Source organism: Caulobacter sp. LjRoot300 (assembly GCF_964253875.1).
Lineage (GTDB): Bacteria > Pseudomonadota > Alphaproteobacteria > Caulobacterales > Caulobacteraceae > Caulobacter.
The window spans coordinates 90,479-106,697 of the sequence record NZ_CAXUSA020000009.1; the positions used below are offsets into that span (position 1 = coordinate 90,479).

Consider the following 16,219-nt stretch of genomic DNA (forward strand, 5'->3'; position numbering starts at 1 on the left):
TCGCCGTCCAGACGGGAGGGCGATCCGGGCGACCGGGTCGCCCTTTTCGTTTGGCCGCTTCCGCCCTTAACCAAGCTTTCCTCGAATCCCGAAGCGCCTCACCCTGCGGCTTGGAGATTCGCTGCGGGAGGCGCATCGCATGAAGACCGTCCGGCTGCTCGGCGTCTGGGTCTGTCTGTTGCTGGGCCTGGCCATCGCCAACCTGGCCTTGCGAACGCCGCCGCCCCTGCCGGCCAACGCCCCGGCCGACCAGTTCTCGGCCGGTCGCGCCATGGCCGACGTCCGCGCCATCGGCCGCAAGCCCCATCCGATCGGCTCGAACGAGATCGTCCAGGTGCGCGACCACCTGCTGGGCCGGATCAACGGCCTGGGGCTGGAGGTGCTGGTGCGCCCCGGCGAGGGCGTGCGCGAGGCGGCCAGCTGGTCGCCACGCTCGGTCGCCGTCGGCGCGGTGCAGAACATCGTCGCCACCCTGCCCGGCGCCGACCGCGACGCGCCGGCCGTGCTGGTGATGAGCCACTACGACACCGTCCACAACTCGCCCGGCGCGGCCGACGACTCCGCCGGGGTCGCCGCGGCCCTGGAGATCGCCCGCGCCCTGAAGGCCGGCCCGACCCCGGCCCGCGACGTGATCTTCCTGTTCACCGACGGCGAGGAGCCCGGCCTGCTGGGGGCCGAGGCCTTCTTCGGCCGCGATCCGCTGCGCGAGCATGTGGGCGTGGTCGTCAATCTGGAAGCCCGGGGCGACGCCGGCCGCGCGGCCATGTTCCAGACCGGCCCCGACAGCGGCGACCTGATCCGCCTCTATGCCGGCGCCGCCCGCCAGCCGACCGCCAACTCGCTGGCCGCCGCCGTCTATGCGCGAATGCCCAACGACACCGACTTCACCCACGCCCTGCGCAAGGGCCTGCCGGGCCTGAACTTCGCCTTCATCGACGACCAGCTGGCCTATCACACGCCCCTGGCCACCCCCGAGCACCTGAACCAGGGCAGCCTGCAGAACCTGGGCGACCAGGCCCTGCCCGCCGTCCGGGCCCTGGCCATGGGCGCGGCCCTGCCGGCCAGGTCGCCGGACCTGATCTATTCCGACGTCCTGGCCCGCGGGCTGGTGGCCTATCCGGTCAATGTGGGCTGGGCGATCCTGGGCTTGGCGGGGGTGCTGATCCTGTTCACCGGCTGGCGCGCCCTGCGCGGCAAGGCCGTGACCTTCGTCGAGATCCTGCGCGGCATCGCCGGCTTCCTGCTGCTGGCCGCCGGCGCGGTCCTGGCCCTGCACCTGGCCGGCCGCCTGATCGGGATCGCCGACCAGCAGCGCTACTACGCGATGCTGGGCCAGTTCAACCTGCTGCTGCCCGGCGCCGGGGTGCTGCTGATCGGCGTGTGCCTGACCGTGCTGATCCTGCAGGCGCGCGGCGCCGGCGGCGTCTGGGGCCGGGTCTGGATCAGCCTGGCGGGCCTGGCGGCCGGCGGCGCCTGCAGCCTGGTCGGCGGGTTCGACCAGGTCGGCCTGGGCCTGGGGGTCGCCGTGGTCGTCCTGGCCTGGCTGGGCCTGGGCAAGAGGGTGGGCGTGTTCGGCGCCTGGCTGGGCGCGCTGCTGGTGGTGCTGGGCCTGGCGGTCGCGGTCCAGGCCCTGCTGCCCGGCGGCTCGGTGATGCTGGCCTGGCCGCTGCTGGCCGCCAGCCTGGCGGCCGCCCTGGTCATGGCCGTGGGCGGGACCCGCGACCGCCGCGTCGCCTGGCTCCTGACCCTGGCGGTCTGCGTCGTGGCCGTCGCCGTCGTCGCCCAGCTGGGCGCCTGGGGGGCCTGGACCTTCGCGGGGGTGGGCCTGGAGGAGCCGGCGGTGCTGGCGGCGTTCGCGATCCTGGCCGCCCCGGCCCTGCTGCCCCTGGCCTTCGACTTCGCCGCCTATCGCTGGGCTCCAGTCTTCGCCGGCGTCGCCGTGGCGGCCGGGGTCGGGCTGCTGGCCTATGCGGGCCTGGGCGACGGCGGGCCGACCCGGCCGCAGCTGGCCGAGGCCAGCCACCTGGCCGACCTGTCGACCGGCACGGCCTGGCGGGTCGCGCCCCAGCCGCGCCTGGACCCGTGGTCGCGGGTGGTGCTGTCGGACAACGACGCCAAACCGGTGCGCCAGGCCTATCCGCCGCTCTACCGCGAGCCGGTATGGATGGCCCCGACCGCCGTGCTGCCGGTGGAGCGGCCGGTGCTGTCGATCGACCGGTCCGGCGACCGCCTGCTGGTCCGCGCCGTGCCCACGGCCGGGGCCGAGGTCCTGACCCTGCGCCTGCGGCCCAGCATCGCCCTGAGCCAGCCGCGCCTGAACGGCCGCCCGATCGCCCTGCCGACCCAGGCCGGCCAATGGACCAGCCTGTCCTATCACGCCCCCGACCCCAACGGCGTCACCCTCAGCTTCACAGCCCGCCGGGCCGGCAAGGTCGAGGTGGCCGTGGTCGAGATCCGCGACGGCTGGCCGCGCGGCGCCTCGGCCATTCCCGCCAAGCCGGCGGGGTTGATGGGCGGCGGCTATTCGGACAAGACCATCGTGCTGGATCGCGGCGCGCTGGCCTGGCCAGCCTATGTGGAGGCGGTGCCGGAGTAGCGGCCGGGGACATGCACTTGTGCGTGTCCCCATCCACGAAGTGTCCCCATCCACGAAGCGCCACGCCAGGCTTGGGGACACGCACAAGTGCGCGTCCCCGGCCCGGGATCACGATGCGGCGTCCTACTCCGCCGCCTGCTTGGCCGAATAGCCCAGCACGGCCTTGGTCTCGAGGAATTCGCCGAACGCGTGGTCGCCCCATTCGCGGCCGTTGCCGCTCATCTTGTAGCCGCCGAACGGGGCCATCAGGTCGGGGCCGGCGCCGTTCAGGATCACCTGGCCCGCCCGCAACTTGGACGCCACGGCGCGGACTTCGGCCTGGTCATTGCCCGACACATAGGCCGCCAGGCCGTATTCGGTGTCGTTGCCGATCTCGACCGCCTGGTCGACGCCGTCATAGCCGAGGATGGCCAGCACCGGGCCGAAGATCTCCTCCTTGGCGATGGTCATGGTCGGGGTGACATTGGCGAACACCGTCGGCTTGACGTAGTAGCCGGTCTCCAGCCCCTCCGGCTTGCCCGGACCGCCAGCCACCAGGGTCGCGCCCTCGTCGACGCCCTTCTGGATCAGGCCCTGGATCTTGTTCCACTGCACTTCGGACACCACCGGGCCCAGCTTGGAATTGCCGTTCGGGTCGCCCACCGTGTGAGCCTCGGCGGCGGCCTTGGCGATGGCGATCACCTCGTCCATGCGCTTTTGCGGCACCAGCATGCGGGTCGGGGCGTTGCACGACTGGCCCGAGTTCATCATCACCGAGGCCACGCCGCCGCCGACCGCCTTCTGGAAGTCGGCGTCGTCGAGGATGATGTTGGGGCTCTTGCCGCCCAGCTCCTGGTGCACGCGCTTGACGGTCGGCGCGGCGTTGCGGGCCACCTCGATGCCGGCCCTGGTCGAGCCGGTGAACGACACCATGTCCACTTCGGGATGGGAGGAGAGCGCGGCCCCCACCGTCGGGCCGTCGCCGTTGACCAGGTTGTAGACCCCGGCCGGCACGCCGGCGGCCGCCAGGATCTCGGTCCAGACCCAGGCCGAGAACGGAGCCACTTCCGAGGGCTTGAGCACCATGGTGCAGCCGGTGGCCAGGGCGGGCGCGACCTTGCAGGCGATCTGGTTGATCGGCCAGTTCCACGGGGTGATGAAGGCGCAGACCCCGATCGGCTCCTTGACCAGCCGCGTCGTGCCGCGATCCTCTTCGAACTTGTAGTCCTTCAACACCTGAAGCGCGGTCTGGACGTGGGCGATGCCCATGGCCGCCTGGGCGCGCTGGGCCAGCCACGACGGGGCGCCCATCTCCTCGGTGATGGCTTTCGCCATGTCCTCGAAGCGCTTCTGGTATTCGGCGATGATCCGCTCGAGCAGGTCGATGCGCTCCTCGCGGCTGGTCCGGGAGAAGCTGGGGAAGGCCTTGCGAGCGGCGCGCACGGCGAGGTCGACGTCCTGGGCCGTGCCCAGGGTCACCCGGCCGGCGACGGTCTCGGTGGCCGGATTGATCACGTCCACCGTCTGGGAGACTTTAGGCTCGACCCACTGACCGTCGATGTAGAACTTCAGGTAGTCGCGCATGCCGTGCTCCTCCGGTTTGGGGTCGTTCACGTCCGGCGGGACGACGGCCCTCGTTCAAACATCCATTTTAATGATCGTTGATCACTGGGGAAGGCCTGATCGTTCACTCCTCACCACATCAGGTCGCGGTCGGCCCCGTGCAACGCCTCGGCGATGCGCTGGCGGGTGCTGGGGGTGGTGTCGGCCGGCAGGGCGTCGGGCGCGAACCAGCCGACCTCGTGGATCTCGCCCTGGGCGCTGGCCGCGCAGGGCTCCCAGGCGTGGACGCGATAGAGCAGCACGTGGTCGCCCGGATGGCGAGGCTCGTTGCTGTGCACCGAGACCAGGGTCGGTCGGCCCAGCACGCGCACGCCGGCCTCTTCCTGCATTTCCCGCGCCAGGGCCGTCTCGGCCGTCTCGCGCCGCTCGACCCCGCCGCCCGGCAGGTACCAGCCATGGACATAGGTGTGCTGCACCAGCAGCACCCGCCCCTCGCCGTCGGTGACCACCCCGCGCACGCCCAGGGTCAGACCGCGCCGCCAGCGGAACCAGGCATAGACCAGGGGACGGGTGAAGGGTTCGACATGGCGGCGCCAGAGCATGGGCCGAACCTAAGGCATTCTCGAGCGAAGGGGCGCCCGGCTCGGGTGAAGAAAATAGGCAGAAACAATTCTGAAGCTCTTCCGACCCGATGGCGCCAAGCCACTCACACCTTGCCTAACGCGTTATGGGCTGGGGCAGGTTCAGAAGCTCCACGGCCGAGTTGTAGTTGCGCTGCATCATGTTGAAGTCGTCGGCGCTGCGGCTGCGCTTGAGGTCGCGATAGTTGCCGATCATCGAGGTCAGCTGGTCGGCCGCGATCTGGCGGGTCGGACCGATCTGGCCGCCCGTCTTGGCCTTGGCCTCGGCATAGGCCTTGCGCTGGTCGGCCAGGGTCGTCTCCAGCTGGGCGACGATCGCGTCGCCCTTGGCCAGGGTCGCCGGATCGCCGAGGTCCTCGGGCGACTGGAACAGGTCGACCAGGGACTCCGACTGCTGCAAGGCCAGCTTGCTGTTGTAGGCCAGCAGGTCGCCGCGCGCCTTGAGCGCCGCCAGCTCCACGGCCAGGTGCTTGTCGCGCTCGGCCTTGAGCGCTTCGGAAAAGGCGTCCATGTCGGTCAAGGCGGTCTGGAGCTCGGCCTTCATCAGCGGGTCTTCGGCCTTGCCGCGCGCCAGGCCGTCGTCGCGATAGGCCTTGCTGTCATAATAGACCTGCAACGGGCGCAGGCGGGCCAGCACCTTGTCGAGATCGGCGATCAGGGTATCGGCGGCCTGATCGACCGCCTTGGAACCGCCAGGCATGGCCCGGGCGCTCTTCAGGGCGTCCTGCGCCTGCTCGATCCAGCCGGCCGAGACGATGATGGGGTCCTGGGCCGATTGGCGCGGGATGTCGGCCTTGGCGTAGTCGTCGGCGGTTTCCACCAGGCCGTAGGTTCCGACCAGCTTGTTGAACCCTTCGGTATAGGCGCTGACCTTGGCCATGTCGGTCGGGTTCTTGGCGGTCGCCGCGATCCCGTCGGCCGACTTGCCGCCCGGAAGCTTGTCGCAGCCGCCCAGGATCAGGACCGCCGCCACCGCCGTCGCCACGATCGAAACCGAAGCCGCGGCCCGGGCCTTGCCCTTGTTCTGCTTGATCACGCTGAAGCTCCCCTGACGACACGAAGCTAGACAACGTCGGACGCCGCGAAAGGCTCCCTGAGGTTGAGCACTTTTCCATCGGGCGAGCGGGCGAGCCTTGCCCCGCGCCCGCCGCCCCGCTAAAGCCGCTGCACGTCCATCCTCAAACCGGAACCACGCTCATGCTCGCGATCGGCGTCATCGCCATCTTCCTGGTGGTCATCCTCGGCCTGAACAAGTTCGAGTTCGGCCGTTTCGACTAGGACCGTGGAAGCGCGCGGCGCGGCCCTGGTCACCGGCGCCGGCCGCCGGCTCGGCCGCGCCCTGGCCCTGGAGGCCGCGCGGGCCGGGTTCGACGTCGCTGTCCACTACCGCGCGGGCCGGTCAAGCTCCAGGGACGACGCCCAGGCCGTCGCCGACGAGATCGCGGCCTTGGGCCGCCGCGCCGCCGTCCTCGACGCCGAGCTGGCGGACGAGGACCAGGCCGCCGGCCTGATCGGGCGCGCCGCCCTGGCCCTGGGTCCGGTAACCCTGCTGGTCAACAGCGCCTCGACCTTCGAGCACGACCGCCTGGCCACCGCTGACCGCGCCAGCTGGGACGCCCATCTGGACGCCAACCTGCGGGCCCCGGTCGTCCTGGCCCAGGCCTTCGCCGCCGCCCTGCCGGCCGAACGGCAGGGCCAGATCGTCAACATCGTCGACCAGCGCGTGCTGCGGCCCAACCCGCAATTCTTCAGCTACAGCCTGTCCAAGGCCGGCCTGTGGTGGGTCACCCAGACCATGGCCCAGGAGCTGGCGCCGCGCATCCGCGTCAACGCCATCGGGCCCGGCCCGACCCTGGCCTCGACGCACCAGGCGCCCGGCGAGTTCGAGCGCGAGGCCGCCGGCACGCCGCTGGAACGGGCCGTTTCGCCGGACGACATCGCCGCGGCCCTGCGCTACCTCATTGACGCCAGGGCGGTCACGGGCCAGATGATCGCGGTCGACGCGGGTCAGCATCTGGGCTGGCGCACGCCGGACATCATCGGTTCCTGAGAGTCGCCGTGGCCGCCCAACCCCTGACCAACGCTCCGAACACAGTTCCCCAGCCGACGCCGGCCCGGGTGATCGTCACCAAGGTGTTCGTGCGCGGCCTGAAGGTCGACGCCTGGATCGGCGTCTACGACCACGAGCATGGCCGCCAGCAGCCCCTGGTCATCGACGTCGAGCTGGACGTCGCCGCCAGCCACTGCGAGGCGCTGGGCGATACGGTCAATTACGAGACCATCCTGCAGGCCGCGCAAGCCATCGCCGCCGAGGGCCATATCGACCTGGTCGAGACCTTCGCCGAGCGCCTGGCCCAGGCCAGCTTCGCCGACAGCCGCGTGACCCGCGCCCGGGTGCGGGTCGAAAAGCCCCTGGCCCTGGCCCCGCACGCCGCCGCGGCGGGGGTGGAAATCACCGCCGTCCGGGGGTGAGCCGCCGGCCATGAGCGAGCTTTCGCACCGCGCCCGCCTTTCCCCGTTCCAGCCCGAGACGGTCTGGACGCTGGACGGCGCGGAGCTGGTGGAACGCCGCGGCCCGCGCGAACAACGTTTCCCGCTGTCCAACCTCACGGTCTTCCGCCTGGCCAGGCCGCGCGCGGGCGGGCGCCGCCGGGTGCTGACCCTGGCGTTCGGCCGCCGCAAGACGATCCTGACCGCGCAGAGCTATGTCGGTCCCGGCCGGTTCGACGACCGGCTGGCCAGCTTCTCGCTGTTCGCCCGCGCCGTGGCGGCGGTCGCGGCGGATTTGGCGCCCTCGAGCGGGAAGGGAAGTCCGCGGTTCGAGGTGACCGGCGTCATGGCCCTGCGCGAGGGTCTGACCTGGACGATGGGCCTGCTGGCCTTCGGCGCGGTGGCGATGCTGCTGTTCGCCTTCAGTCCCGGCATGCTGGCGATCTCCATCGAGATCGCCGCCCGCATGGTGTTCCTGCTGATCCTGCTCGGCGCGGTGTTGCCGTGGGTCGGACGCGGCCAGGGCCTGGATCCGCACGCCCTGCCGGATGACCTGCTGCCGAGCGGTTAGCGTTCCTCCCCCGTTTCACGGGGGAGGAGAAGAAACCTCACCTTACGCGACCTTCATTTGCATCCGCCGGCGATATTGACGACCATCGGCCCATGACCCAGGTCGATCCCGATCCCGCCGTCCCGCCCGCCCTGCAGGACGACAAGACCATGCCCGTGGTGGTCTATGCCCTCTACCTGGCCGCCCTGCTCTCGGCCGGCGCGACCGCCGTGGTCGGGGTGATCCTGGCCTATGTGAGCAAGGACGCCGCGCCCGAATGGCTGCGGAGCCACTACGTCTTCCAGATCCGCACCTTCTGGCTGTCGCTGCTGTTCAGCCTGATCGGCCTGGTGCTGACGCCGATCGGCGTCGGCTTCGTGATCCTGCCGGCGGTCGGCGTCTGGGTGGCGGTGCGATGCATCCTTGGCCTGTCCTGGCTGTTGAAGACCCAGCCCTATCCCACGCCCAGGAACTGGATGATCTGATGAGCGACGCCGCCCCAGCCGCCTCCGCCCCGCCCACCGACCGCGCCGACGAGGACAAGGTCCTGCCGATCGTGGTCTACGCCCTGTACCTGCTGGGCTTCACCAACGGCCTGACCTTCCTGGCCGGACTGATCGTCGCCTATCTCAACCGCGAGACGGCCGGGCCGATCAACGCCAGCCACTACACCTTCGCGATCCGCACCTTCTGGCTGTCGATCTGGTGGTTCCTGATCGGCCTGGCGCTGTTCCTGGTCGGCCTGGCCCTGGCGGTGCTGCTGATCGGCATCCCGATGCTGGTCGTGGGCGGGACGATCATGGGCGCGATCGGCGTGTTCCTCGTGGTCCGCTGCATCATGGGGCTGGTCTACCTGCTGAAGGGCGAGGCCTATCCCCGGCCCCGCACCTGGCTGGTCTGACGCGGGCGTCCGGACACAAAAAATCCCGGAGCGCCCAAAACGCTCCGGGATCCTTGATTTCAAACTGGAAGCGCCGTCAGGCCGCCACCAGCTCCCGCCGCACCAGCCGGGCATAGTCGTCCATCAGCGACAGCGACAGGGCGGCCGGCGTGAACCTGAACTCGCCGATCTCCGACACCGGGGTGACCTCGGCGGCGGTGCCGACGATGAAGCACTCGGTGAAGTCGGCCAGCTCGCGCTTCTCGATATGGCGCTCGACCACCTGGATTCCGCGTTCCTTGGCGATCTGGATCACCGTCTGGCGGGTGATGCCGTTCAGGATGCAGTCGGGCGTGGGGGTATGCAGCACGCCGTCCTTGACGAAGAACACGTTGGCGCCGGTCGCCTCGGCGACATAGCCGCGATAGTCGACCATCATCGCGTCGGCATAGCCGTCCTTCTCGGCGGCGTGCTTGGAGATGGTGCAGATCATGTAGAGCCCGGCGGCCTTGGCGGCGGTCGGGATCGTGTTCGGGGCCGGGCGGTCGTACTTGGCCCAGGTCAGGCGGATGCCCTTGGCCTTGGTCGCCGGGTCGAAATAGCTGGGCCATTCCCACACGGCGATGGCCACGTGGATCTTGGCCTGCTGGGCCGAGACGCCGATCATCTCGCTGCCGCGCCAGGCGATGGGCCGGACATAGCAGTCGGTCAGGCCGTTCCTGGCGGCGGTCTGCTTGCACGCCTCGTCGATCTGCTCCACCGTGTAGGGGATCTGGAAATCGAGGATTTCAGCCGATTTGAACAGGCGCTCGGTATGCTCGGTCAGCTTGAAGATCTCGCCGCCATACATCCGCTCGCCCTCGAACACCGACGAGGCGTAGTGAAGGCCGTGGGTCAATACGTGCACCTTCGCCTCGCGCCAGGCGACGAACTGGCCGTCCAGCCAGATCCAACCATCGCGATCGTCGAAGGGAACGAGAGACATCGGTCCAAGACCTCCTTATTTGGAACCCGGCTCTTAGACGCTCCGAGCCGGCGAAGGTCAAATAAAATGGACGCAAGCTGATGGCCGGGCCGCTTTCATCGGGACCTCCCAGCGCCCCGATCGGGGGCATGTCCGGCGGTTCGACCGACCCGCGGCTGATCCTCGGCGAGGAGCAGCTGGACAGCGGGCTGGAGCTGCTGCTGCTGGCCGAGGCGGGCCTGTGGGCGGCGGTCGACGCGGCCCTGGAGGGCGAGGGCCCGGGCCTGGGCCGCTCGCACTGGCGCGCCGCCTTCCTGCTGCGCCGCCGCCCGGGCATCGGGGTGCAGGACCTTTCCAGGCTGACCAGCCTGTCCAAGCAGGCGGCCAGCAAGACCCTGGCCGACCTGCAGCGCCTGAACCTGGCCCGCAAGGCGGCCGGCGACCTGGACGCCCGCCGCCGGCCGGCCGAGCTGACCCCCGAGGGCGTCGCCTTCGAATACCGGGTGGCCGAGCGCCTGCGCGCCCTGCTGGGCCGCGCCTATCGCACCGGCGGCCTGGACGGGGTGGCGGGGGCGCGCCGGATCCTCGCGGCCCTGGCCGGACCGCGCCAGGGCGTCGGCCTCAATCGTCGGGACGGGCTATGACCCCAGAGGAACGCGCGGACCGCCACCTGCTGGTCGTTGACGACGACGACCGCATCCGCACCCTGCTCAAGGAATTCCTGACCCGCGCCGGCTTCCGAGTCAGCGCCGCGGCCGACGCCGCCCACGCCGACCGGCTGACCGGCTCGATGGACTTCGACCTGCTGGTGCTGGACGTGATGATGCCCGGCGAGGACGGCTTTTCGTTCACCAAGCGGCTGCGCGCCAAGGGCGGCGAAGCGGGCAAGACGCCGATCCTGATGCTGACCGCCCGCGACCAGACCCGCGACCGGATCGAGGGCCTGACCCACGGCGCCGACGACTACCTGGCCAAGCCGTTCGAGCCGCGCGAGCTGCTGCTGCGCATCGAGTCGATCCTGCGCCGGTCGGCCCCCAAGCCGTCCGGCCCTCGCGCGCTGAGCCTGGGCGACTGCGCCTTCGAGCCCGAGCGCGGCGAGCTGACCCGCAACGGCGAGCCGATCCGCCTGACCGAGGCCGAGGTCGCCCTGCTGCGCCGCCTGGCCCGGGCCGCCCACGCCCCGGTCGACCGCCTGGAACTGGCCCGCGACACCGTCGACGCCACCGGCCGCGCCGTCGACGTCCAGGTCACCCGCCTGCGCCGCAAGATCGAGCCGGACCCGAAGAATCCGAGGTATCTGCAGACGGTGCGCGGGATCGGCTACCGGCTGGCGCCGGACTGATGGCGGTTCGCTTTTCAAGATCCTCCCCCTGTGGGGGAGGCGGTCGCGAAGCGACCGGTGGGGGGATGCGTTCAGAGGTGGGAGCACTCCCCCCACCGGCGCATTCGCGCCACCTCCCCCACAGGGGGAGGATTTAGTGATCCGCCTGCGCACCCGCCTGTTCATCCCCCGCCAGATCAAGCGGTGGCTGCCGACCTCGCTGTTCGGCCGCAGCCTGCTGATCATCGTCCTGCCGGTGGCGGTGATGCAGATCGCCGTCACCTGGGCGTTCTTCGACGCCCACTGGGAGACCGTCACCAGCCGCCTGTCCGAGGGCCTGGCCGGCGACGTCGCCTGGGCGGTGCAGACCTACAAGGACGATCCCTCGCCCCAGGCGCTGGACAAGATGGCCGAGCGGGCCGAGGAGTCGATGTCGCTGTCGATCGCCCTGCAGAAGGGCCGCAAGCTGCCGACCGGCCAGCGGCCGTCGCTGTTCGCCTCGCTGGACCGCTCGCTGCGCACCGCCCTGGACGACCGGCTGGACGACCCGTTCTGGTTCGACACCACCCGCTATCCCGGCCACGTCGACATCCGCGTGCAGGTCAAGGAAGGGGTGCTGCGGATCATCGCCCCGCGCGACCGGGCCTTCGCCACCCAGGGCCACATCTTTATCCTGTGGATGGTGGTGGCGACCCTGCTGTTGACGGCGGTGGCGATCCTGTTCATCCGCAACCAGGTGCGGGCCATCGAACGCCTGGCCGACGCCGCCGACGCCTTCGGGCGCGGCATCGACCAGGCCGCCTTCAAGCCGCACGGCGCGCGCGAGGTGCGGCAGGCGGCCACGGCCTTCCTGGCCATGAAGGCCCGCATCCAGCGTCATATCGAGCAGCGCACCGCCCTGCTGGCCAGCGTCAGCCACGACCTGCGCACGCCGCTGACCCGGCTGAAGCTGGAGATCGCCCTGGCCGAGCCCAGCCCGCAGCTGGAGGCCATGGCCCGCGACCTGTCCGAAATGGAGCACATGATCGACGAGTACCTGGCCTTCGCCCGCGGCGAGGGGGGCGAGGAAAGCCGCCAGGTGCTGCTGCGGCCGCTGATCGAGGGCGTCTGCGACGGCGCCCAGCGGGCCGGCGCCAGGGTCGAGCTGTCGATCGGCGACGACCTGACCGCCATCCTGCGGCCCAACGCCTTCAAGCGCGCCCTGGCCAATCTGATCGACAACGCCGCCGCTCATGGCGAGACCGTGCGGGTGTCGTCCACCGCCGCCCCGGCCGGCGGGGTGTGGATCTTCGTCGATGACGACGGCCCCGGCATTCCCGAGGACCGCCACGAGGAGGCCTTCCGCCCATTCAACCGCCTGGACGAGTCGCGGAACCAGAACGAGAAGGGCGTCGGCCTGGGCCTGGCCATCGCCCGCGACATGGCGCGGGGCCTGGGGGGCGAGCTGACGCTGCAGAAGTCGCCGATGGGGGGGCTCAGGGCGGTGCTGCGGTTGCCGGGGTGAGCCCCTGACGGGGGACGGGGACAGGTACATGTACCTGTCCCCAGCCGCATGTCCCCAGCCGCACCCTACCGCATCGCCGCCTCGATCAACCGCGGTCCGGGCTCCCGCATCGCCCGCGCCATCGCCGCGTCGAACCCTTCCGCCGTCTCAACGCGCTCGGCCGCGACGCCCAGCCCGCTCGCCACCGAGACCCAGTCGATGCGGGGGTCGCCCAGATCCAGCAGCCGCGACGCCGCCGGCCCCGGCTCGCCGCCGCCAGTGCGGCCCATCTCGATGCCGAGGATGCGGTAGGCGTGGTTGGCGAACACCACCACCGTCACGTCCAGTTTCTCGCGGGCGATCGTCCACAGGCCCTGGACCGTGTACATCCCCGCCCCGTCGCCGGACAGGGCCAGGACCTTGCGGTCGGGACAGGCCACGGCCGCGCCGATGGCCAGCGGAATCCCCTGGCCGATCGCCCCGCCGGTCAGGGACAGCCAGTCGTGGGCGCGGGCGCTCCTGGTCTGGGTGAAGATCGGCAGGCCGGCGGTCACCGCGTCGTCGGAGATGATCGCGCCGGCCGGCATGTGACGGGCGATCGCCGCGCCCATGGCCCAGGCGTCCAGCTTGCCGGTCGGGGCCGGCGGCGGCGCGTAGGGCTCGACCGCCCCGGCCGCCGGGGCGTCCAGCCGTTCCGCCAAAGCCTCAAGCGCGGCGGCCGCATCGGTCCCCCGGTCGCCGAGCGCCAGGGTCGCGCAGCCGTCGGGGACCAGCACGCTGGGCCGGTCGGGATAGGCGAAGAAGGCCACGGGCTGCGTGGTGGCGACCAGCACCATCAGGTCGACGCCATCCAGGTCCTTCAGGGCCTGCTCGCCGAAATAGGGCAGCTTGTCGGGCCGGAAGCGGCCCTCGCCGCGCGCCTGGCGGGCGGTGAAGGTGTCGGTCAGCACCCGCACGCCGCTCGCCGCGATCCGCCCGGCGGCGGCGAGGGCCGCGTCGCCGCAAGCGCCGCTTCCCAGCAGCAGCACGGGCTTGGCCGCCGCCTTCAGGGCCTTGGCCACTTCGGCGACGACGGCGGGGTCGGGGGCGCGGAAGCGGGGCCGCGCGATCACCGGTCCCGGGATGGCGGTCTCGTTCCAGGCGCTGTCGGCGGGCAGGATCAGGCAGGCGCCGCCGCCGGGCGCGCCGAGGCTGGCGGCCACCGCCTCGGCGGCCAGCGGCCCGACCGTGTCGGCGCTGTCGGCCGACCGGACCCAGACGGAATTGGGCGCGGCCAGGGCGGCGATGTCGGAGTTCAGCGGCGCGTCGTACTGGCGATGGTCGACGGCGTGGTCGCCGATGATGTTGACGATCGGCGTGAAGGCGCGGCGGGCGTTGTGCAGGTTGGCCGCGCCGTTGGCGTAGCCGGGCCCCAGGTGCAGCAGGGTGCAGGCCGGCGCCCCGGTCATCCGGCCGTAGCCGTCGGCCGCTCCCGTCGCCACGCCCTCGAACAGGCACAGCACGCTGCGCATGCGCGGCTCGCGGTCCAGGGCGGCGACGAACTGCATCTCGCTGGTGCCGGGATTGGCGAAGCAGGCGGTGACGCCGTTGTCGGCCAGGGTGGTGATCAGGGCGTCGGCGCCGTTCATGGTCTTCTCCGTACCGTTCGGACCAGCTTCTGACATTTCGTTGGCGACGCCAACGCTGGTTGCGGTTCGAGGGCGCCCAAGAAAAGATCCTCCCCCTGTGGGGGAGGTGTCGGCGAAGCCGGCGGAGGGGGGAGTGGTCGGATAGCAGCCGGGTCCATGACCGCCCCTCGCAAAACTCCCCCCACCGGCCTTCGGCCGCCTCCCCCACAGGGGGAGGGTCTGGATCAGCCGAACACCATCACCCCGTCGTCCGGCTCGTCCGCGAACAGGCGCGCCAGTTCGGCCGGCCGCCGCTCGCGCGCCAGGGCCTGGTTGATGTAGCCCTTGTCGGTCAGCTCGCCCGAGGCCGCGTCCGGCGCCCCGTCCAGGATCAGCGCCCGGGTCACCTTGCCGCCGCCCTTGGCCAGGCCGTTCAGGCGTTCCAGTCCGGCCCGGATCGTCGCCTTCACCGCCTCGGGGTCGCCGATCCGCAGGCAGGCCTTGGGGTCGAGGAACAGCATCAGCCCCACGCCCTCGCGCCCCTCGCCGCAGACCACCGCGTCCGACACCGCCCCGGCGATCGCCGAGACCGCCGCCACCCTCAGGGCTCCGGCCACGACGAAGGTGCCGTTGGCCAGCTTGAAGTTCTCGACCAGCCGCCCGTCGAACACCAGGCCGGCCGAAGGATCCAGCCGGTCGGCCAGCCTGGCCGCGTCGCCCAGGCGGTAGAAGCCGTCCTCGTCGAAGGCCGCCGCCGAGGCCTGCGGCATGTCCAGATAGCCGGGCGAGACCTGCGGGCCCTTCACGCGGATCTCGAACTTGTCCGGTGGGCCGTCGACGACAGGGACCAGCTTGATCGCCGTGCCCGGCGTGGGCAGGCCGACCATGCCGGCGCGGGCGTTCAGCCAGTGGATGTTGCAGGCGGTCGGGCCGGTCTCGGTGGCGCCGTAGCCGGCCGCGAAGGTCACCCGGCGGCCGATCGTCCGCAGGGCCACGGCCTGGACCCGGTCGAGGATCGACTGAGCCATCGACGCCCCGCCGTATTGCAGCACCCGCACCTTCTCGAAGAACCTGGCCGCCAGGGCCGGGTCGCGCTCCAGCTCGCCGACCAGCAGGCCCCAGCCGGCCGGGACCATGTTGTGGTAGGTCGTGGCCACCTCGCGCAGGTTGCGCACCGTCTCGTCGAACCTGCCAGCCAGCGGCTGGCCACCATCAATGTAAAGACTCCCGCCCCGGTGCTGCACCATGTGCAGGATGGCGTTGGCGCCGAGGCTGTGGCTCCAGGGCGCGGAATTGACCAGCACCGGCGGGTCGGGATCCTCGTAGCAGGCGGCGATCTGGGCGGCGTTCAGGGCGATGTTGGCGTGGGTGCAGATCACCGCCTTGGGCTGGCCCGTCGAACCCGAGGTCAGCAGCAGCTTGGCGACGTCGTCGGGCCGGCAGACGGGCGGCTGCGGCTCCGAATCGAGCAGGGCTTCCAGCGCCACGTGGCTGTCGCGGGCGTTGCGGCTGGCGATCACCGGCAGGCCGACCAGGAACGGCGCGGCCAGGGCGTCGGCGAAGGCCTCGGCGTCGTCGACATAGACCGCCGCCGGCTTCAGCCGCTCGACCGCGAAGGCCAGGCGCGCGAGGTCCGCGCCCTTCAGGCCGTACTGCGGGGAGACCGGCGCGATCGGCGCGCCCAGGCTCATGGCCGCGTAGCCGACCAGGGCGTTGTCGATGCCGTTGCGGGCCAGGATCAGCAGGGGCTTGCCGCGTGAGAGGCCCAGTCCCGCCAGGCCGCCGGCCAGGCGCGTCACCTGGTCGGCGGCCTCGGCGTAGGTCACGGTCCGCCACCCCGCCGCGCCCTCGCCCGTCGGCTCGTTGGGCCTTTCAGCCAGCCAGACACGGTGCGGGGTTTGCGACGCCCAGCGGATCAGCGGCGCGATCACGGTCTGGACTGTGCGGGAATAGGGGGTGGGGTTGCGCAGGATCAGGACGTCGCCGCGCCGCTCGACCTCCAGCGCCCGGGGCGCGTAGCGGGCGTCGCGAAACGGCGCGTGGGTCTCTGACGTCCCATCCATGCGGGGGAGTGTTAACCGCGGCGGAGCGAGGCGCAATCCTTCCTCTGAACCGCTCGTCCGGCGAATGCCGGCGCCTTGGATT

General features: G+C 71.2%; 15 protein-coding genes. 9 read left to right on the forward strand and 6 right to left on the reverse strand.

Annotated elements, in window-relative coordinates:
* The first annotated feature begins 139 nt into the window (after nucleotides 1-139).
* Nucleotides 140-2,596 (forward strand): M28 family metallopeptidase, encoded by a 2,457-nt coding sequence (locus ACSQ2G_RS22340; protein WP_436034574.1) that lies wholly within the window; start codon nucleotides 140-142, stop codon nucleotides 2,594-2,596.
* Nucleotides 2,597-2,719: 123 nt separating this feature from the next.
* Here the strand turns inward: ACSQ2G_RS22340 and ACSQ2G_RS22345 are convergent, their stop codons facing one another.
* The 3 genes from ACSQ2G_RS22345 to ACSQ2G_RS22355 form a co-directional block, all read right to left on the reverse strand.
* Nucleotides 2,720-4,159, reverse strand: coding sequence for an aldehyde dehydrogenase family protein (locus ACSQ2G_RS22345; protein WP_436034575.1), 1,440 nt, complete (start codon nucleotides 4,157-4,159; stop codon nucleotides 2,720-2,722).
* A gap of 110 nt (nucleotides 4,160-4,269) precedes the next feature.
* Nucleotides 4,270-4,740: an NUDIX domain-containing protein gene (locus tag ACSQ2G_RS22350; RefSeq protein ID WP_436034576.1), complete on the reverse strand. Its 471-nt coding sequence runs from the start codon at nucleotides 4,738-4,740 to the stop codon at nucleotides 4,270-4,272.
* A 115-nt stretch (nucleotides 4,741-4,855) separates the two neighbouring features.
* Entirely contained in the window at nucleotides 4,856-5,815 is a 960-nt protein-coding gene (locus ACSQ2G_RS22355; protein ID WP_436034577.1) for a DUF3829 domain-containing protein, read from the reverse strand.
* Nucleotides 5,816-6,061: 246 nt separating this feature from the next.
* On the opposite strand from ACSQ2G_RS22355, the gene ACSQ2G_RS22360 reads away from it, so the two are divergent.
* The 5 genes from ACSQ2G_RS22360 (at nucleotide 6,062) to ACSQ2G_RS22380 (ending at nucleotide 8,720) form a co-directional block, all read left to right on the forward strand.
* A complete protein-coding gene (locus ACSQ2G_RS22360; protein ID WP_436034578.1) occupies nucleotides 6,062-6,829 on the forward strand; it encodes an SDR family oxidoreductase in 768 nt (255 codons plus the stop codon).
* A 23-nt stretch (nucleotides 6,830-6,852) separates the two neighbouring features.
* A complete protein-coding gene (folB, locus tag ACSQ2G_RS22365) occupies nucleotides 6,853-7,251 on the forward strand; it encodes a dihydroneopterin aldolase (RefSeq protein ID WP_155856561.1) in 399 nt (132 codons plus the stop codon).
* 10 nt (nucleotides 7,252-7,261) lie between these two features.
* Nucleotides 7,262-7,840: a hypothetical protein gene (locus ACSQ2G_RS22370; RefSeq protein WP_436034579.1), complete on the forward strand. Its 579-nt coding sequence runs from the start codon at nucleotides 7,262-7,264 to the stop codon at nucleotides 7,838-7,840.
* A gap of 92 nt (nucleotides 7,841-7,932) precedes the next feature.
* On the forward strand, nucleotides 7,933-8,304 hold the full coding sequence (locus tag ACSQ2G_RS22375; protein ID WP_436034580.1) for a DUF4870 family protein: 372 nt from the start codon (nucleotides 7,933-7,935) through the stop codon (nucleotides 8,302-8,304).
* A complete protein-coding gene (locus ACSQ2G_RS22380; RefSeq protein WP_436034581.1) occupies nucleotides 8,304-8,720 on the forward strand; it encodes a DUF4870 family protein in 417 nt (138 codons plus the stop codon). The genes ACSQ2G_RS22375 and ACSQ2G_RS22380 overlap by 1 nt, the downstream gene beginning before the upstream one ends.
* A gap of 76 nt (nucleotides 8,721-8,796) precedes the next feature.
* Here the strand turns inward: ACSQ2G_RS22380 and ACSQ2G_RS22385 are convergent, their stop codons facing one another.
* Nucleotides 8,797-9,684 (reverse strand): branched-chain amino acid aminotransferase, encoded by an 888-nt coding sequence (locus ACSQ2G_RS22385; RefSeq protein WP_436034582.1) that lies wholly within the window; start codon nucleotides 9,682-9,684, stop codon nucleotides 8,797-8,799.
* 128 nt (nucleotides 9,685-9,812) lie between these two features.
* Between ACSQ2G_RS22385 and ACSQ2G_RS22390 the strand changes: the two genes are divergently transcribed.
* From ACSQ2G_RS22390 to ACSQ2G_RS22400, 3 genes are all read left to right on the forward strand, one after another.
* On the forward strand, nucleotides 9,813-10,307 hold the full coding sequence (locus tag ACSQ2G_RS22390) for a MarR family winged helix-turn-helix transcriptional regulator (protein ID WP_436034583.1): 495 nt from the start codon (nucleotides 9,813-9,815) through the stop codon (nucleotides 10,305-10,307).
* On the forward strand, nucleotides 10,304-11,005 hold the full coding sequence (locus tag ACSQ2G_RS22395; RefSeq protein ID WP_436034584.1) for a response regulator: 702 nt from the start codon (nucleotides 10,304-10,306) through the stop codon (nucleotides 11,003-11,005). Before ACSQ2G_RS22390 ends, ACSQ2G_RS22395 begins: the two co-directional genes overlap by 4 nt.
* A gap of 145 nt (nucleotides 11,006-11,150) precedes the next feature.
* A complete protein-coding gene (locus tag ACSQ2G_RS22400; RefSeq protein ID WP_436034591.1) occupies nucleotides 11,151-12,488 on the forward strand; it encodes a sensor histidine kinase in 1,338 nt (445 codons plus the stop codon).
* 65 nt (nucleotides 12,489-12,553) lie between these two features.
* Here ACSQ2G_RS22400 and ACSQ2G_RS22405 read toward each other — a convergent pair whose 3' ends face one another.
* Both ACSQ2G_RS22405 and ACSQ2G_RS22410 read right to left on the reverse strand, forming a co-directional pair.
* Nucleotides 12,554-14,095, reverse strand: a complete 1,542-nt coding sequence (locus tag ACSQ2G_RS22405; protein ID WP_436034585.1) for an acetolactate synthase large subunit — start codon at nucleotides 14,093-14,095, stop codon at nucleotides 12,554-12,556.
* A gap of 224 nt (nucleotides 14,096-14,319) precedes the next feature.
* Nucleotides 14,320-16,137 carry a feruloyl-CoA synthase gene (locus ACSQ2G_RS22410; protein ID WP_436034586.1) on the reverse strand — a complete coding sequence of 606 codons (1,818 nt, stop codon included), beginning with the start codon at nucleotides 16,135-16,137 and terminating at the stop codon, nucleotides 14,320-14,322.
* Between the last annotated feature and the right edge of the window lie 82 nt (nucleotides 16,138-16,219).

Coding starts and splice junctions, on each gene's coding strand:
- ACSQ2G_RS22380 (WP_436034581.1), top strand. CDS start 8,304: ATGAGCGACGCCGCCCCAGCCGCCTCCGCCCCGCCCACCGACCGCGCC.
- ACSQ2G_RS22345 (WP_436034575.1), bottom strand. CDS start 4,159: ATGCGCGACTACCTGAAGTTCTACATCGACGGTCAGTGGGTCGAGCCT.
- ACSQ2G_RS22350 (WP_436034576.1), bottom strand. CDS start 4,740: ATGCTCTGGCGCCGCCATGTCGAACCCTTCACCCGTCCCCTGGTCTAT.
- ACSQ2G_RS22370 (WP_436034579.1), top strand. CDS start 7,262: ATGAGCGAGCTTTCGCACCGCGCCCGCCTTTCCCCGTTCCAGCCCGAG.
- ACSQ2G_RS22375 (WP_436034580.1), top strand. CDS start 7,933: ATGACCCAGGTCGATCCCGATCCCGCCGTCCCGCCCGCCCTGCAGGAC.
- ACSQ2G_RS22410 (WP_436034586.1), bottom strand. CDS start 16,137: ATGGATGGGACGTCAGAGACCCACGCGCCGTTTCGCGACGCCCGCTAC.
- ACSQ2G_RS22385 (WP_436034582.1), bottom strand. CDS start 9,684: ATGTCTCTCGTTCCCTTCGACGATCGCGATGGTTGGATCTGGCTGGAC.
- ACSQ2G_RS22405 (WP_436034585.1), bottom strand. CDS start 14,095: ATGAACGGCGCCGACGCCCTGATCACCACCCTGGCCGACAACGGCGTC.
- ACSQ2G_RS22390 (WP_436034583.1), top strand. CDS start 9,813: ATGTCCGGCGGTTCGACCGACCCGCGGCTGATCCTCGGCGAGGAGCAG.
- ACSQ2G_RS22340 (WP_436034574.1), top strand. CDS start 140: ATGAAGACCGTCCGGCTGCTCGGCGTCTGGGTCTGTCTGTTGCTGGGC.
- ACSQ2G_RS22395 (WP_436034584.1), top strand. CDS start 10,304: ATGACCCCAGAGGAACGCGCGGACCGCCACCTGCTGGTCGTTGACGAC.